Source organism: Vibrio anguillarum (assembly GCF_003390515.1).
Taxonomy (GTDB): Bacteria; Pseudomonadota; Gammaproteobacteria; order Enterobacterales; family Vibrionaceae; genus Vibrio; species Vibrio anguillarum.
The window spans coordinates 1,522,514-1,540,672 of sequence record NZ_CP031479.1 but is presented as its reverse complement, the minus strand read 5'-3'; the positions used below and the strand labels follow the sequence as shown (position 1 = coordinate 1,540,672).

11 protein-coding genes and 1 pseudogene are annotated in these 18,159 nt (G+C 45.1%); 8 read left to right on the top strand and 4 right to left on the bottom strand.

Annotated features, from left to right (window positions below):
• Window positions 1-64: 64 nt before the first annotated feature.
• Entirely contained in the window at window positions 65-1,585 is a 1,521-nt protein-coding gene (locus DD616_RS11105; protein ID WP_010320695.1) for a fumarate hydratase, read from the bottom strand.
• A gap of 176 nt (window positions 1,586-1,761) precedes the next feature.
• Here DD616_RS11105 and pabB point away from each other — a divergent pair, with 176 nt between their 5' ends.
• The 4 genes from pabB to DD616_RS11085 all read left to right on the top strand — a co-directional run bounded on the left by pabB (window position 1,762) and on the right by DD616_RS11085 (window position 6,864).
• A complete protein-coding gene (gene pabB / locus DD616_RS11100) occupies window positions 1,762-3,153 on the top strand; it encodes an aminodeoxychorismate synthase component I (protein ID WP_208872297.1) in 1,392 nt (463 codons plus the stop codon).
• A 65-nt stretch (window positions 3,154-3,218) separates the two neighbouring features.
• The gene (locus DD616_RS11095) at window positions 3,219-3,848 is read left to right on the top strand and encodes a CoA pyrophosphatase (RefSeq protein WP_017044764.1); all 630 of its coding nucleotides are present in this window, start codon (window positions 3,219-3,221) and stop codon (window positions 3,846-3,848) included.
• Between the two features lie 299 nt (window positions 3,849-4,147).
• Window positions 4,148-5,401, top strand: coding sequence for an aromatic amino acid transport family protein (locus tag DD616_RS11090; protein ID WP_017047579.1), 1,254 nt, complete (start codon window positions 4,148-4,150; stop codon window positions 5,399-5,401).
• 101 nt (window positions 5,402-5,502) lie between these two features.
• Window positions 5,503-6,864 carry an L-serine ammonia-lyase gene (locus tag DD616_RS11085; protein ID WP_013856773.1) on the top strand — a complete coding sequence of 454 codons (1,362 nt, stop codon included), beginning with the start codon at window positions 5,503-5,505 and terminating at the stop codon, window positions 6,862-6,864.
• A 104-nt stretch (window positions 6,865-6,968) separates the two neighbouring features.
• Here the strand turns inward: DD616_RS11085 and DD616_RS11080 are convergent, their stop codons facing one another.
• Window positions 6,969-10,706 carry a M66 family metalloprotease gene (locus DD616_RS11080; protein WP_208872323.1) on the bottom strand — a complete coding sequence of 1,246 codons (3,738 nt, stop codon included), beginning with the start codon at window positions 10,704-10,706 and terminating at the stop codon, window positions 6,969-6,971.
• Between the two features lie 749 nt (window positions 10,707-11,455).
• Between DD616_RS11080 and DD616_RS11075 the strand changes: the two are divergent.
• Window positions 11,456-12,526: pseudogene (locus DD616_RS11075) on the top strand (HNH endonuclease signature motif containing protein); the annotation flags it as partial.
• An 89-nt stretch (window positions 12,527-12,615) separates the two neighbouring features.
• Here the strand turns inward: DD616_RS11075 and queD are convergent.
• Window positions 12,616-12,975: a 6-carboxytetrahydropterin synthase QueD gene (gene queD, locus DD616_RS11070; RefSeq protein ID WP_010320709.1), complete on the bottom strand. Its 360-nt coding sequence runs from the start codon at window positions 12,973-12,975 to the stop codon at window positions 12,616-12,618.
• A 305-nt stretch (window positions 12,976-13,280) separates the two neighbouring features.
• Between queD and DD616_RS11065 the strand changes: the two genes are divergently transcribed.
• The 3 genes from DD616_RS11065 (at window position 13,281) to DD616_RS11055 (ending at window position 17,013) form a co-directional block, all read left to right on the top strand.
• A complete protein-coding gene (locus DD616_RS11065; RefSeq protein WP_088728877.1) occupies window positions 13,281-14,912 on the top strand; it encodes a methyl-accepting chemotaxis protein in 1,632 nt (543 codons plus the stop codon).
• A 154-nt stretch (window positions 14,913-15,066) separates the two neighbouring features.
• Window positions 15,067-16,467 (top strand): asparagine--tRNA ligase, encoded by a 1,401-nt coding sequence (gene asnS / locus DD616_RS11060; RefSeq protein ID WP_026028293.1) that lies wholly within the window; start codon window positions 15,067-15,069, stop codon window positions 16,465-16,467.
• A gap of 246 nt (window positions 16,468-16,713) precedes the next feature.
• On the top strand, window positions 16,714-17,013 hold the full coding sequence (locus DD616_RS11055) for a hypothetical protein (RefSeq protein ID WP_017043621.1): 300 nt from the start codon (window positions 16,714-16,716) through the stop codon (window positions 17,011-17,013).
• Window positions 17,014-17,078: 65 nt separating this feature from the next.
• On the opposite strand, the gene DD616_RS11050 is transcribed toward DD616_RS11055, so the two are convergent.
• Window positions 17,079-18,152: a protein-glutamate methylesterase/protein-glutamine glutaminase gene (locus DD616_RS11050; RefSeq protein WP_013856766.1), complete on the bottom strand. Its 1,074-nt coding sequence runs from the start codon at window positions 18,150-18,152 to the stop codon at window positions 17,079-17,081.
• Window positions 18,153-18,159 lie beyond the last annotated feature (7 nt).

The window sequence follows — 18,159 nt, the reverse complement described above, 5'->3', positions numbered from 1 at the left end:
ACTGATTTATAGACGATAACTGCAGCCTAAGCTGCAGTTATCGTGAGAACGCGATGAGATCAGATTAAGCTTTCTTTTGAGCTTCGGCAATCTTCACTTTCCATGTGTCTGGGCCTATTTGGTGAGCATTCGCGCCACGCGAGTCCACCGCAACCGTGACTGGCATGTCTTCAACTTCGAATTCATAAATGGCTTCCATACCTAAATCTTCGAATGCCACCACGCGTGCTTTCTTAATCGCTTTCGCCACTAAGTAAGCCGCGCCACCCACCGCCATCAAGTAGACCGCTTTGTGGTTTTTGATTGACTCCACCGTCGCAGGTCCACGCTCTGCTTTGCCTATCATCCCCATAATGCCCGTTTCATCAAGCATCATGTCGGTAAATTTGTCCATACGTGTCGATGTGGTCGGGCCTGCTGGACCAACAACTTCATCACCCACCGCATCAACGGGGCCAACGTAATAGATAAATTTACCTTTAAGATCGACGCCTTTAGGCAGCCCTTCGCCATTTTGCAACATTGCTTGGAGTCGTTTATGTGCGGCATCGCGGCCCGTTAAAATCTTACCGGAAAGAAGCAGTGTTTCACCGGTTTTCCACTCTTGAACCTCTTCTTTAGTAACCGCATCAAGGTTGACGCGGCGCGCGCTTGCTCCTGCGTCCCACACAATTTGTGGCCAATCTTCTAGCTTTGGTGGTGTAAGTTCAGCAGGGCCCGTGCCGTCTAGCGTAAAGTGAACATGGCGGGTCGCCGCGCAGTTAGGGATCATACAAACAGGTTTAGACGCGGCGTGAGTCGGCGCTGTTTTGATTTTTACATCCACAACGGTGGTTAAGCCACCAAGCCCTTGCGCACCAATGCCTAAACGGTTCACGCGGTTAAAAATATCTAACCGCAGTTCTTCTTCCGCATTTTGTGGACCACGATCAATCAGTTCTTGAATATCGATATGCTCCATCAATGATTCTTTAGCAAGCACAGCCGCCTTTTCCGCGGTGCCGCCAATACCAATGCCGAGCATACCCGGAGGACACCAACCCGCCCCCATCAAGGGTACGGTTTTTTCTACCCATTCAGCAATGTCATCGGAAGGATTGAGCATTACCATCTTGGTTTTGTTCTCACTGCCGCCGCCTTTGGCTGCGATTTGAATGTCGACTTTATTTCCTGGCACCATATTGATATGAACGACAGCAGGCGTATTGTCTTTAGTATTAATACGCTTACCAGCAGGATCCATTAATATAGAAGCGCGCAATGGGTTATCTGGATTGGTATACGCTTGACGAACTCCTTCATCAATCATTTCTTGCACCGTGAGATCAGACTCCCATTGCACATTCATACCAATGTTAACAAAACAGGTTACGATGCCGGTATCTTGGCAAATGGGTCGATGCCCTTCTGCTGACATGCGCGAGTTGATGAGAATTTGTGCGATCGCATCTTTCGCAGCTTGACTCTCTTCTCGATGATAAGCCTTTTCTAGTGCTTGAATGAAGTCCAGAGGGTGGTAGTAAGAGATATATTGAAGAGCGTCAGCGACACTGCTGATCACATCCTGCTTGCGAATTACCGTCATTGCGTGCCTCGTTATTGTTATGCTTCCCTTGACTGTTGCGTGTTCCTCATTCAATAAGCGGTAAGCTTCTCAGCAAAAAATCAACTTATTGATGTGATTCAATCAAGTAGCAGCTTTTAATTTGCATTTTATGATACTCTTGCTTTACTCAACACGCCATGCAGTGATCGGTCTCTTTGTCACAAATTACGCAAATGAACAACAACGAATTCAATCATATCCAAGTTAACGCACTGACTTACCATGTCGATCTCGCTCACCAATTGTTTTCTAAAATCGAAGACTGCCCGTGGGCTATGCTGTTGCGCTCCGCCTCTAAGACGCATATCGATAGCCGTTTTGATATTTTAGTCGCTGAACCACTGGTCACCTTAGTGACACAAGGGGGTAAAACGACGGTATGCGAACCGCAGTCTCGTTATGATTCTCAGGTAGACCCATTCCAACTGCTCAAACAGTTGCAGCAGCAGTATTTGCCCGATGTTCAAAGCGATATGGACCTTCCTTTCGTGGGCGGTGCACTCGGTTATTTTGCCTATGACTTAGGGCGGCAGATAGAACGAATTCCAACGCTCGCTGAGCACGATCTATCCACACCTGATATGGCGATTGGTCTCTATCAATGGGCTGTGGTCGTTGATCATTTGCACCAAGCCGCCTACGTGGTGGGCAATCATATTGATGAAGCATGGCAATGGCTCAACGCTCAGAACTCCAAAAACAACGGCCATTTTGCATTACGCTCTGATTGGCAATCCAACATGAGTAAAGAGAGCTACCAACGGAAATTTGAGCAAATCCAGCACTATTTGCTCAGTGGTGATTGTTATCAAATCAACCTTGCACAGCGTTTTCAAGCGCATTATGAAGGCAGTGAATGGCAAGCTTATCAAAAACTGGAAGCGTTTAATTGCGCACCATTTTCGGCTTTTATTCGCTTAGAGAAGTCAGCGATTTTGAGTGTCTCCCCCGAACGTTTTATGCAGGTCAAACACAACATCATCGAAACTAAGCCGATAAAAGGCACCCGACCAAGAAGCGATAACCCCAGCATTGACGCCGCTAACGCGGCAGACCTTGCTTGCGCAGAAAAAGATCAAGCAGAAAACTTGATGATTGTTGACCTATTACGAAACGATGTTGGCCGTGTGGCAAAACCGGGGTCTGTACATGTGCCTAAGCTGTTCGATATTGAAAGTTTTCCTGCCGTGCATCACCTTGTGAGTACCATTCGCGCAGAACTTGATTCCACCTATTACGCGGCCGATCTATTAAGAGCCAGCTTCCCCGGAGGCTCAATTACTGGCGCACCAAAAGTACGTGCAATGGAAATTATTGAGGAGTTAGAGCCTCACCGCCGTAGCGCTTACTGTGGCAGCATCGCCTATATTAGCCGCCACGGGACAATGGACAGCAGTATTACTATCCGAACTTTGGTGGCAGAGAAGCAACAACTGCACGTTTGGGCTGGTGGCGGTATTGTTGCCGATAGTCAGTGTGAGCTTGAATATCAGGAGACACTGGATAAACTGAGCCGAATTTTACCTGTGCTCGAACAACCTCGTTAACCTTTCCAAGGTTTATTGAACTAGGCTAAAAAGAGGTAGACGCAAAATCCGAATAGGTAACGAAAATGAAGAGAAACAGCGTACAGACTGCGACCCCCTTGACAAAAGATCGGCTTATCCAGCGCTTTCAGTTGCAACAACCTGTGCCTTATCATGAAGAATCTATCCGTCGTGTGGCACACCTTGCTCCTCAAACCTTACGCAAGGCTTCAGTGTTAATTGGTTTTGTTGAGCGGAAGAATGGTTTAAATGTGGTATTAACCAAGAGAGCTGCGCACCTTAAACATCATCCGGGACAAATCAGTTTTCCTGGCGGGAAATATGAGGAAGTCGATGGCTCGCTGCAGATCACTGCGCTTCGTGAAGTAAGAGAAGAAATTGGAATTCTAGCAAACGACATTACTATTTTTGGGCAACTGCCTGAATTGGTTACCGTCAGTAAATTTGTAGTGACGCCCTTTCTTGCTTTTATCAACCCCAATTACAAGGCCATTATTGATACCAATGAAGTGGACGAAATATTTGAAGTTCCCGCCCACCACCTGTTTGATCGAAACAAACTCTATAGCGAATTATTTCAAGTAAAAAATCAACGACATCGCGTTTTCGCCATCCCTTATCAACATCATTTTATTTGGGGGATGACAGCGCAGATCATTCATGTTTTGCAAAAACAAGTTATTCAACCTCATTAATATTCAAACTATTCAACCATAAGTTTAAATAACACGGATGATTATTTTTCCTTATCCCGTCCAAAAGCAAACGTTTGGCATGAATAAATGTTAATCGAAGCATTATATTGATAACTTTTACTAATCCAAATCATTAACATTACTCACATGTAGCACGCCATTTTCGTGATCAAAAATGGGTTTTTGACATATCATTCAATAAGCCAGAACGTTACATGATTTAGATCTAGTTTTCGAATGAGAAAATTATGCAAAATGCGCTCGACTTATTTCCTGTTCCCAAAAATGAGTAATACAATATGAACACAACAACTTCGTCGGCATCTGCCGTACAATCCTCTAGCAAGTGGACTTATAAAGATTTCACTTGGTGTCTTTCACTTTTTGGTACAGCCGTTGGTGCCGGTGTACTTTTCCTTCCAATTAAAGCTGGTGCGGGTGGTTTTTGGCCATTAGTAATGTTAGCCCTAATTGCGGCGCCAATGACTTGGTTCGCACATAAAGGCTTAGCTCGCTTTGTTCTTTCTTCAAAAAATGTTGATTCTGATATTACTGACACAGTAGAAGAGCATTTTGGTAAAACTGGCGCAAACCTTATTACGTTCGCATACTTTTTCGCCATCTACCCTATCGTTCTTATCTACGGCGTTGGTATCACAAACACCGTTGATTCCTTCCTTGTTAACCAAGTTGGCATGGAATCGATTCCTCGTTGGTTACTTTCTGGTGCGCTGATTGTGGCAATGACGGCTGGCGTAGTATTTGGTAAAGAGCTGATGCTAAAAGCAACGTCTGCCATGGTGTATCCATTGGTTTTCATTTTATTAGCACTTTCTTTCTACCTTATTCCAGAGTGGAACACCTCTATGATTGAAGTCGCACCTGATTGGTCTGCGATGCCAACCATCGTTTGGCTTGCAATTCCTATCATCGTGTTTTCATTCAACCACAGCCCAATCATTAGCCAGTTCTCTAAAGAGCAACGCCTACAACATGGTGACAACGCGGTTAAGAAAACCGATATGATCACTGGTGGCTCGGCCATGATGCTGATGGGTTTTGTGATGTTCTTCGTGTTCTCTGTTGTGCTGTCTCTGTCGCCAGAGCAACTCGCGTTAGCAAAAGAGCAAAACATTTCTGTGCTTTCTTACCTAGCAAACATCCATGAATCACCAATCATCTCTTACATGGGTCCTCTTGTTGCCTTTGCAGCGATTACCTCTAGCTACTTTGGTCACTTTTTAGGGGCACATGAAGGCCTAGTTGGTTTGATTAAATCTCGCTCAAATAGCTCAGTAAGCAAGATTGAAAAAATGTCACTGATCTTCATCGTGTTGACAACTTGGATCGTAACGATTGTAAACCCAAGCATCCTAGGCATGATTGAAACCATGGGCGCACCGATGATTGCTGGCATCTTGTTCCTGCTGCCTGTATTTGCAATGCACAAGATCCCTGCAATGGCGAAGTTCAAGACTTCAGCACCAGTACAGATTTTCACAACTATCTGTGGTCTTGCTGCTATTACTTCTGTAATCTACGGCGCTCTTTAATCTGGTGGTTATATCAACCGTCATGAATACTGCATACAGAACATAACTATAATAATGAGCCTCCCTCTTAGCTAGGGGGGCTTACTTTTGAGGTAATCGATATGATTAGTGTATTTGATATCTATAAAATCGGTGTTGGTCCTTCAAGCTCACACACAGTGGGACCAATGAAAGCGGGTAAAGAGTTTATTGATGATTTACGTTCAATGGGAAAATTGCGCGACATCACTAAAATCACCGTGGACGTTTATGGTTCATTATCACTGACAGGGAAAGGTCACCACACAGATATCGCTATCATCATGGGTCTTGCTGGTAATACCCCTGAGAAAGTTGATATCGATGCTATTCCAGGCTTTATCGCACGCGTTGAAGAAACCGAGCGTCTTCCCGTTGGTATGCACTGTCATACCGTATCGTTTCCTAAAGAAGGTGGAATGAATTTCCACAAAACGAATTTGTCCTTGCACGAAAACGGCATGCAGATCCACGCGTGGATCGATGATGAGGTCGTTTACTCAAAAACCTACTACTCTATCGGCGGTGGTTTTATCGTTGATGAAGAGAACTTTGGTAAAGAAAAAGAGAACCCTATTAAAGTTCCTTATGTCTTCACTAGCGCTGACGAGATGATGAACCAATGCAAAGAGAGTGGTCTTTCCATCAGTACGCTGGTTATGGCTAACGAAAAAGCACTGCATTCTGATGAAGAAGTTCGTACTTACTTTGCCAATATTTGGAAAACCATGCGCGAATGTATGGACCGCGGTATGAATACTGAAGGTATCTTACCAGGGCCTCTTCGTGTTCCACGCCGAGCAGCAGCACTTCGTCAACAATTAATGACCTCAGAAAAAACCACTAATGATCCAATGGCGGTCGTTGACTGGGTAAACATGTACGCTTTTGCAGTGAACGAAGAAAATGCCGCGGGTGGGCGTGTGGTGACGGCACCTACTAATGGCGCATGCGGTATTATTCCTGCAGTGTTAGCCTATTACGATAAATTCATTCAGACCGTTACTGAAAAAGACTATATCCGTTACTTTGCCGCCTCTGGAGCTATCGGTGGGCTTTACAAACGTAACGCTTCTATTTCTGGTGCGGAAGTGGGTTGTCAAGGTGAAGTAGGTGTTGCCTGTTCGATGGCAGCCGCGGGCCTTGCAGAACTGATGGGTGGAAGCCCTGAACAAGTTTGCATGGCCGCTGAAATTGCGATGGAACATAACTTGGGCTTAACCTGTGACCCTGTCGCGGGACAAGTACAAGTGCCTTGTATCGAGCGCAATGGTATTGCTGCAGTGAAAGCGATCAACGCAACGCGGATGGCGCTACGCCGCTCATCGGCACCTCGTGTTTCGCTTGATAAAGTGATCGAAACCATGCTTGAGACAGGTAAAGATATGAACGCCAAATATCGTGAGACGTCCCAAGGTGGTTTAGCGATTAAAGTCGTTTGCTAACGAGCACCTACCTATTTAAAAACCTCGTTCATTAAAACTTAACGCCACTCGCTTAACAGCGAGTGGCGCATTTTACGACTTTACCTCACGATCCCGTGAGGAACTTAAAACTGACCGAGATATTCCCAGCTACTGTTGGTTGGATTGGGATCGGTTGGGTAAGGGAAATAACCGTACTTAGTCACTTTCAAGCGGTAATAATGATAGCCGCCACGGAAAGCGTATTGATAAATATCGTTCACTTGGCCACGCTGGCCATCACTGCCCCACACGCCCATCGCATCTTGTTGATACCACTCCAGTAACGAACGTTCAAAGCTTGCTAAATCACGATTTAATTCCGCAAGGTAAGCTTGAATGGTGCTGTCGCTGCCAAGGTAAACCCAATCTAGGTTTGACTCTCCGAGCACCGGGAAAGCTTCCCCCTCTCCTGGGCGTTTTTGGATAAAGTAATGGTTTTCACCATCGATTTGCCCAACAAACACCGCATTTTGCGCCTTATCCAAAGTGGTTGAGGTACGCTCATCCCATGTCAATAAGCGAGATACACCAAAGTAGCTTTGTACACGCGCTTCAATGCTCACACCAGCCGCTCTATTGAGCTTGATTGGGTTGAAAGCAAAGTTCACATAGCGATCTGCCGAACCTAGGTATTTCCAACCTTGATTACTGGTTTGATCGGCCGGGAATGCGCCAGCATCTACCATACGCATTACAAAGTAATCACGCATGCCCGTTTCTGGGTTCGGGTGGACATACAATGCCCCCGCTCGGCGCTCCGCTTTCGTCACGCCATTGTTTAGAGCGCCACGCCCATAGTGTTCGGCCACAAAAGCATCAAACTCAGCGATCGTTGCAAAATCCGTGTTCAACAGAGTTTCATTCTGCGCGAAGGTTGGTGTCATATCGACCACTTGGCTGTAACCGTACTCTTGGCCAATGATGATTGGGCCTTTCAGCTTATCCAGCGGCGGGTTCTGATCTGGCGTCATTCGAGTCAGTTCTGTTTCACCACCTCGATCCGAACAATGCAAACCCACTTGAGTTGGTACTCCATTCTCCATCGATAAGTTAACGTGGAACTTGTTACTTTCATTGCCAGCGTGGCGAGAGACACTCAATCGAACTTGTTCGCGGATCCCATCTGCAAATTCAACATCCAACTGACACTGGCCCTGAACCTGGTAAGTAGGACGCAACACTTCATCGCCACGAATGGCATAGCGCCACGTTTGGCCATTTTTATGCATCACACCTGCAACCTGTTCACAGTGATTACCAACGACAAATCCAGCTCCATCGTGATCATTTCCAGACTTATTGAGTGTACATAGGCTCACTTCACCGACATCGGCCGTCGGTGTGTAAGTCACCGTTCCGCGACCATACTTGGAAAGCAGTTCATACTCGCCTTGCGCAGAGGTCATGTTCACGTTGATGTTCCATGTTACATCACGTCCAACAGAACAACGGTCGGTACTGGGTTCAACCCCACCGACAAACTGCGATCTATCGCCATTGGTCGCTTGGAAAGTAAACTTACACAAACGTTGCCGCTCACCATCTATACGTAATGTTTGCCAAATATCGCTATCGAGCTGTGCCTGAGTCAGGTTCGCCACCGCTTGCCAACCTTCCAACTGATAATCCCCTTGCTCTGGCTGTGGCAGCTCAAACACGTTGCCATAATTCGAGTAAATCAGAGGATAGATTTGGCTAGGGTTCTCATTCTGCGGATCGTAAATCCCCAATAAAGTAACTACGGGTACGCCCACTTGCTGCGGTTTCGGTGTATCGGTTTCTACCGCTTTATAACGTTGGGTACTCTGATCCCACTGCACATAACCGCTTGGGCTGTTGCTATCAAGGTTAAAACCGTTGTTCATCCAACGCTGTGCTTTGCGTGACTGAACCGGATGCTCCAAGGTAAAGCGGCTGATGGTGCCAACGTACTCTTGTTCACCGCCATTTTGCGCATCACGCAGGAAACGGAAAGCATCTTTAAACGGCGGTACAATATCGTCACCTTGCTGTTGGGTATAAACATCGCCTTTCCAGTGTAAGTTACCAATAAAGCGTTGGTGGAACGCATCCCACCCCCAGCCGGACTCCAGATCGTGAATTGAGGCCATGTACGGCCAATGACCTAAGCCATAGTTATGCCCAAGCTCATGAGACCACTCGTTACCTGTCGTCGCTTCCAGTGTCACGATGCCGCCGCCACCACTGCCGCCATGCACGACGACTTGCGGCAAATCAGTGTCTTTTTTGGTGTAGATGCCCACATTGGTATGGGCAGTGATGTGGTTAAAACGTCGATTGTACTGCTGCGAATAACCCGCACTACTCACAATGCCGACGTTGGCGTTGTTAACACCTGTAGAGACCAACGCTTTACCGATCGCTTCACGCATATCGCCGCTGTGCCAACCACCCGTACTCGCGCTCTTATCGGTGTACACCACACCATTTGGCATAGTGACAACAGGAAAATAGGCAGGAGTGTAGTCAGCCATCACCAATTTAGACGCGGGTATTTTTTGGAAATAATCCGCGGCCAAAGTTGGAAGATTTTGAATCATCGTATTGTGGTTACGCGGTTGAGTCAGCATTCCCATGTCGATATTTTGAATCACCAACTCAGGCGCACCACCAAACTGGATGTCTCCTTGGCTGAGCACACCTTCACGGCCTAAGTTGTCGGTCAAGCGCAGTGAGAGCTCCGGCTTCATCCAGTTCCATTGCAGCGGCAGTGACCAAGCGTGATGAGAGAACACCACCTTCATACGACCATTGTCCGGCTGATCCGAGGCTGCTAATGCACTAGGTGGTAGCATCAATGCGCTGTGAACTAATTCGCCATCGAGGAACACTTCGGCGCGAACTTGGTTAATCTCTTCCCCTTGTTGCGCGGTAAACAGCAGCATCGCTTCACGGTTCATGATCACGTCCAAATGACCTTGACCAGTTAACTCATTGCTATTCGGCGCGACTGATGTATGGGTTTGAGTAATGCCCAACCCTCCCTCTAAACTGCCTTGCAAATGGTTCGGGGTTGGGATTTCATCGGCAAAACCGACTCGAGCATCTTGAGTAGTAAAGCGCACTACCTTGGGCTCAGCACAATCCACTGGATTACACGAGTTCAACACCATCTCATATGATGTGCCAGGCTTAAGGTCACCGATAAAAAAGCCCGCAGAAACCGAATCATAGCGGCGAACATCCTTCGCATCACTCAAATTGATTAAGGTGAGCTGAGTCTTATCGGCTTCATTTTGCCCAAGCCAGTCAAATGACACACCGACATCAGACAGGCTCGAGACGGTTAACGAGGTAATCTTTGGCTTCACTAACGCACCACAATCAGAGGTTTCGGTACGATAGATGACATCACGTTGCCAAATGTAGCTACCATCGGCGCGCTTAGACCCGTGTGCCGCAGGAATGTATTCGACAAAGCAGCCCTGCTCGTCCGATTCGTAAACACCAAATTCGCGGCTCATCAGATAAAAACCGCCGTCGTACACCATGAATTCCCAGCTCTGATCGACAAAATCGATCACATTGCGATAAGGCGTATCATCGCCACTTTGATAAGGTATAAAGGGGAATTGCAGATCATTTTTGTAACTAAGCCGATAATCGAAGCCTTTATAGTGGATCCAACGCTCACCGTTGCGTTCAAACACCCCTTCTCCACGTTCGGCGATCGCTTTAATCGATTCTAACCGCTCGACGATTTTTTCCCCGACCTGGATCAAGGTGAGCTCATTTTGCGCCCAAACGGGTGCGCTTCCCAGTAGCCCTGCTACCAGAAGCGTTAATGGTTTCTTATTCATCATTGGATTGCTCATTTTAGTTTATAGTGACGTGCCTGAATTTCAGCAGCAGCAACCCACGAAATCTGCGCTGGTTAAGCAATAATCGATTCCGGATATAGACAACTGGGTTACCGATTCATTATTAGTTACCTAATTTCATTTCGATAGAATCACTATGTCCGTAACGAGATAAGGGTTCCAACCCAATGAGGTTGACGTCTTGAAAGTGAGAATTCACGCGAAAAAGTGTGCAACAAAAATGCATACAAACAATAAATAATTTTATTAAAATCAATCAAAAACAATGATACTTAAGAATATAACACGCACACCGAAAGAGAATGATTACGATTGTTCATGAGCATTGAGAGGATTAAGCGATCAACTTTTTTGGCAATTTTATCGCACAGATATTGACTAAACGGCAGCGTGTCAGTCGCGGTAAGAAAAGAGATTGTATATATGCAGACTGCGTAGGTTTTTATGAACACCTTTTTGCACAGCCTTCTGAACGTGAGATCTCCTGCATAAATAATGAAACATCACATACATAACAAATTAAAATGCGATATAGGTTTAATTTATTGACTGAGCAAATGGTTATCTTAGTTGCGATTTAACTATCCAATGAGAAAATTATGACAACGAAAATTTCATACCTTACCCTACTGGCACTGCTTTGCTCTCCCCTTACCAGTGCGCAGACAGAAAATAGTAACGCTGAGCAACCATCAAGCCATGTGACATGTCGCGCTCACAACCTGACTCTGAATTTAACCACCGATCAATATGCTTCTGAAACAAGTTGGGAAATAAAAAACAGCCTCTCACAGGTTATTTATGCGGGTAATAATTACTCAGACTCCACATCTTATAGCCAAGAAATATGCTTATCGGATGGTGAATATCAATTCACCATCCATGACAGTTATGGTGATGGTATTTGCTGTGGCTCTGGCAATGGTCTTTATTCCTTAGCCAAAGGCTCGGAAATACTGGCCTCTGGTGGAGAATTTCAATACAACCAATCAAACAGCTTATTACTTGGTGAATCAACACCTCCCGCTAACCATGACTATTATCAAGCCGCGATAGGAAAAACAGGTTTTGAACTAAAAACGGCCTTATACAACATCATAAAGAATCATAATAGCCGCGGTTATTCCGCAATTTGGACACTATTACAAAATGCAGACATAGATAACTACTATGAGAATGACGGTTCAATGTTAGATATCTATTCTGAGAAACCTGACAACAACGACAGTGTTAGTTTTACTAAAGTCAGCGATCAGTGTGGTCAGTATCGACGAGAAGGCGATTGTTACAATAGGGAACACTCATTTCCTAAAAGTTGGTTTGGGGGCAGCGTTGAGCCAATGAATTCCGACGGTCACCACTTGTTTGCCACTGATGGTTTTGTTAATGCAAAACGCAGTAACTGGCCATTTGGCGAAGTTGGTCATATCACTTATACCTCAAGTAATGGTTCAAAACTTGGCAGTGCAAGCAATACGCTAGGTTATAATGGCACCGTATTTGAGCCTATTGATGAATTTAAAGGTGATCTAGCGCGCGCCTATTTTTACATGGCAACCCGCTACGAGAACCGTATCGGCAGCTGGCAAGGAAATACTGACAACGCTGATGCCATACTTGATGGTACTAGCACGGTGGTTTTTGAAGCTTGGGCTCTGGCGATGCTAAAGCGTTGGCACCAAGAAGATCCTGTGAGTGCTAAAGAACGCCAGCGCAATGACGCCGTTTATCAATTTCAAGGTAACCGAAATCCCTATATCGATCATCCTGAATATGTAAGCCAAATTTGGGGTTATTAGGCTCTTTATATTGGGTAAGTAGATAGGCGCGGTGATAGTGCCTATCTACTTGTTATTTATTGCTTGTTGTTGGGAATTGTCTGCTGGTATTAGCCTTTATAAATACAACCCGCCGTGCAGGTTTCTTTTATTTCAACTTTGCTGAGCAGTGGTAAGCTTGGCTTTAATTGTTGCCAAATCCATTTCGCAAGCACTTCACTGGTTGGGTTCTCTAACCCTTCAATGTCATTCAAGTAATAGTGATCTAAACGATCATAAATAGGTTTAAATATCGCTTTAATTTCAGAAAAATCAATCACCCAACCAGTATGAGGATCGACCTCACCTTCTACATACAGACGAACTAAAAAAGAGTGCCCATGTAAACGGCCGCACTTATGCCCTGCAGGTACATGAGGTAAACGATGCGCGGCTTCAAACATAAACTCTTTGTATAATTCTGTTTTCATCTTGGTTCTCAAGCTTTTAAAAGAGAGGCAATACTAAGGAATATAGACTCACGAAACAAGTTTCTAGGCAGCTTTGTTTACATTGCAAGACAGATGAAACCGTACAATTTATCACGGTGATACAACGGAAAATCCCACGCCTTTGAGTGATATTTTAAGCATTAATAGGGAATCATGACGTGCCACATCACATTTGTTAAACCTATAGTATGTATAGGGTCACACTCCAAAGACTACAACTTTTGCACTAGTGCATATTAACGCTATATTTACACTGTCACCCTCTCAATAATAATAAAATTATCATGAACTCAACAATCACGTCTAAATTGCTACTTACGCTCATCACCGTTTTTGCTTTTGTATTAACGGTGTCAACGAGCTATCAATATATACAACAACGTGACCTGCTCAATTCGGTGTTGAGCGAGCAGTTACACGATAAAGCGAGTAACTACTTTGATAGCCTCAATATGATGATGTTGACTGGTACCATGGCTCAGAAAGAGACCTTGCGCCAAAAGGCACTCGCGCAAGATGGTATTGAACAGGTGCGAGTATTACGTTCAGAAGCGGTCAGTAAACTTTATGGTCCTGGAAAAGAAAATCAACAGCCAATGGACGAGATAGATAAACGCGCACTGGCCGGGGAAACCGTCATTGAACCATTCAATGCTTCCTGGGGGAAAGGATTGGTCGTCGCCTTACCGATGAAATCAAGCCTAGATTACCGAGGCACAAACTGCGTATCTTGTCATATGGCGGAAGAAGGAACCGTTTTAGGAGCTATTCGTCTTGAATATAACCTGAGCCATGTAAACCAAATGATCAGTACTCACACTGTCATTGCCGTTATTATTATGGCTTCCATTGCCTTTATCGGATTTATGATCACGCTTTTTTTGATCCGCAAGATGATTGTTCGCCCTATCCAGCATACGTCACGATTCATGTGTGAAATCAGTAAGAGCAAAGATTTATCAAAACGACTTATCAGCACCAAAAAAGATGAACTCGGACAACTCGCGATCTCCATCAACTCTTTAATGGACACGGTTTCGGACAGTTTGGCAAAAGTGCAAGAAACCTCTCATTCGCTTGCCGATTCAGCAAACCAGCTAACCGACGTAGCACAAACAACTAACCAAGCGGCAAAAAATCAGCAGCGTGAAACCTCTGACGTCCAGCTAAATATTGAAGAGATGCAATCTCAACAACAGACGGTTAATCAAGCTACCGTTGATGCATCAAAGCTTATCAAACATACCGCTAACGTCGCTCAACAAAGTGCACAGCAAGCACATACAGCTAGCTCTGATATCAAAGGTTTAGTGAGCGATATCGAGTCCGTGAAAGATAAAATTTCTGAACTTAATAATCAGACAGGGCTGGTTTCCTCCATTCTTGAAACGATTAAAAGTATCGCCGAACAAACTAATTTGCTGGCTTTAAACGCGGCGATTGAAGCAGCACGAGCGGGTGAACAAGGAAGAGGCTTTGCGGTCGTGGCCGATGAAGTGCGAAAACTCGCCTCACGAACGGCAGAAGCGACTGGAAACATTGAGAAAATCATCGCTCAATTCCAACGTGACAGTGAAACATCGCTCACCTCAGTTGATTTGGTCTGCTCACATGCGCATCAACGTTCAAATGAAGTCGAAGTTTTATCTTCCGCAATGAGTAATGCAGTACAAGAGATGCAGCAGGTGCTTGATCATGCAAACAATATTCAAGATCAAACACGAACGACCACACAAGTCAGCCAAGAAATTCAAGGGAAGATCGAAGTCATTACTCGACATGCTGATGATACGTCTCAATCGGCAACGCAAACCCGAGAAATCAGCGTCAATTTAAAACAGCTATCGCAGCGCTTAGAAACATTGATGAATCAATTTACGCTTTCTGCTAAGAATTCGGCCACGAATCGACAATAAAGGTTGATGCGAACGAATTGACAGGTAATATGTGCCATTGAATTAAAAAGTAATAAGCAACCCAATGTTTCGCTTGTTTTTTGTCCACTTTATATAGTGAGAATACCTTTGAACATTGGGTTGAATTTTTACCTCAATGGAGACTATATCAAACATGACTTACGCGCCTGTAACAGACGTATTGAGCGGTAAGCTAGCCGTTGACAGTGAAGTGACTGTCCGAGGCTGGATTCGTTCTCGTCGTGATTCCAAAGCTGGAATCTCTTTTCTTGCCATTTATGACGGCTCTTGTTTCGACCCGATTCAGGCCGTGGTCCCTAATAATCTGAATAATTACAATGACGAAGTGCTAAAGCTCACTACTGGCTGCTCTGTCGAAGTAACAGGTAAGATTGTTGAGTCCCCTGCTTCTGGTCAAGCATTTGAACTTGCAGCAACTGAGGTGAAGGTTGTTGGCTGGGTTGAAGATGCTGAAACCTACCCAATGGCAAAAACTCGCCATTCAATTGAATATCTTCGTGAAGTGGCGCATCTTCGCCCACGTACCAACGTGATTGGCGCAGTGGCTCGTGTACGCAACTCCCTTTCTCAAGCCATCCACCGCTTTTACCACGAGCAAGGTTATTTCTGGATGTCAGCGCCGCTGATTACCGCTTCTGATGCAGAAGGTGCGGGTGAGATGTTCCGTGTTTCAACGCTGGATTTCGCTAACCTTCCTCGTACTGAGCAAGGCAATGTCGATTTCAACGAAGACTTCTTCGGCAAAGAGACATTTCTTACAGTTTCAGGACAGTTAAATGCCGAAGCGTATGCTTGTGCATTAAGCAAAGTGTACACTTTTGGCCCAACGTTCCGTGCTGAAAATTCAAACACGAGCCGCCACCTTGCAGAATTTTGGATGGTAGAGCCAGAAGTCGCGTTTGCTGATCTAAACGATGTCGCGAAACTGGCTGAAGATATGCTGAAGTATGTCTTCAAAGCCGTTCTTGAAGAACGTCGTGATGACCTTGAGTTTTTTGCTTCGCGTATCGACAAAGAGGCAATTACTCGTCTTGAGCAGTTCGTTAATTCAGATTTTGCGCAAGTAGACTATACAGATGCTGTGAAGATCCTAATCGATTCAGGCCGTAAGTTTGAATTTGATGTTGAATGGGGCATTGATCTTTCTTCTGAACACGAACGCTTCCTTGCTGAAGAGCACTTCAAAGCGCCTGTGATCGTCAAGAACTACCCTAAAGACATTAAAGCATTTTATATGCGTCTAAACGACGATGGTAAAACTGTCGCTGCAATGGATGTTCTTGCCCCAGGTATTGGTGAAATCATCGGTGGCTCTCAACGTGAAGAACGTTTAGATGTTCTTGATGCGCGTATGATTGAAATGGGCATAGATCCTGAACACATGAGTTGGTATCGCGACTTACGTCGTTACGGTACTGTACCGCACGCGGGTTTCGGCCTTGGCTTTGAGCGCTTAGTGTCCTATGTGACCGGTATGGGCAACGTGCGTGATGTGATTCCTTTCCCACGTACACCACGCTCTGCAAACTTCTAAAAATCAAACACGATTTTTGTAAAAACCACCGACGTTAAACTCGGTGGTTTTTTTATTTCCCCAACAATCAGTGTTCACTCTCAATAACAATAGAGTGAATTTCAAATAAACATGAGATCAAAATCACCTCAATTTCATCTTCCTTTGTTACATTTAGTTCAATTACATGATCATGTTCACTCTATTGTGCTATGCAACCGAGTTACATTAACCACGTATTCAGATCGATCCATGACGAGAACTTATATGAAAAAAAATGATGTAGATAATTTGCAGTACAATGGTGAAACAAACGGTGTTCATGGCTGGATGACCCCTTCTGGTCAACCTTACTACTGGCATCCTGATTGGCTTCATATCGCAGAAGATGCTACTGGCTTAAAGCCTAAACAAGCGTTAGATGTGGCAGAAAATGAGCAAGCAACAAAAAAACATGCCGTGTCGGCTATTTTGAAGCATATCAATCAATGGGCTTCAGAAAAGCTCGCCGAACACCCTGAAATAGAAACCGAAGCCATCGAATCTCAAATTGGCTTAAAAAAGTAACTACTACGACTTGTTGGGAGCGTCTCAACAAGTCGGTTTCAACTAAAAATAAATGAAGATCTGATCTATAAGTGCCTCGATGAAGCTCGTTGCAATATTTCCTGCGCTATTTGATTGAGTGGTAGCACCGAACAAGCACCACCACGTTCGATTGCCTCTTTGGGCATACCAAAAACGATACAGCTTGCTTCATCTTGTGCAACTGTATAGGCACCGCTCTCTTTCAACTCATGCAAACCTCGTGCGCCATCATCGCCCATTCCCGTCAAAATAAAACCGACAGCGTTAGGGCCTACATGCTTTGCCGCTGAGCGAAAAAGTACATCGACTGATGGTTTATGCCTGTTAACTGCGGGGCCATCTTTGATTTCGACTTGATAATGTGCACCACTTCGATTCAGTTGCATGTGACGGCCACCCGGAGCGATCAATGCCAACCCCGGAAGAACTCGGTCGCCATTCTTTGCTTCCCTGACCTCTATTTGACAAAGCCCATTGAGCCGGTCAGCAAACATCGCGGTAAATTTTTCGGGCATATGTTGCACGATAACAATCCCAGGAGAGACTGCTGGCAATGCTGTTAAGATCGCTTCTAAAGCTTGTGTCCCACCTGTAGATGTGCCGATCACGACCACTTTTTGTGTGGTCTTCAATGTTAATGTCGAGTGATTCGGATTCGGCATTGTTTGCTGTACTTTCTTGAGTACATGAGGTTTGGGTTTAACAATATTTTCTAGCTTTGCTTGTGCGGCGGCGCGCACCGCACTTAACATTTCCTGCCGACTTTCTTGTAGAAAATCTTTCAACCCTGCTTTGGGTTTAGTGATAATCGTCAACGCACCCGCTTGCAATGCTTGCATAGTCACTTCCGCACCACGTTCCGTCAGTGTAGAACAAATGATGACAGGCGTCGGATGCTCCGCCATCAGTTGCTTGAGAAACGTAATTCCATCCATACGAGGCATTTCTACATCTAAGATAATCACATCTGGCCATTGAACAGCCATTTTTTTTTGAGCGAATATGGGATCAGAAGCAGGAGTAAGCACTTCAATATCAGGTTCATTACTCAACAAAGCGCTTATCACTTGCCGAACAACCGCGGAGTCATCCACGATTAATACTTTTATTTTTTTCATGTAATGC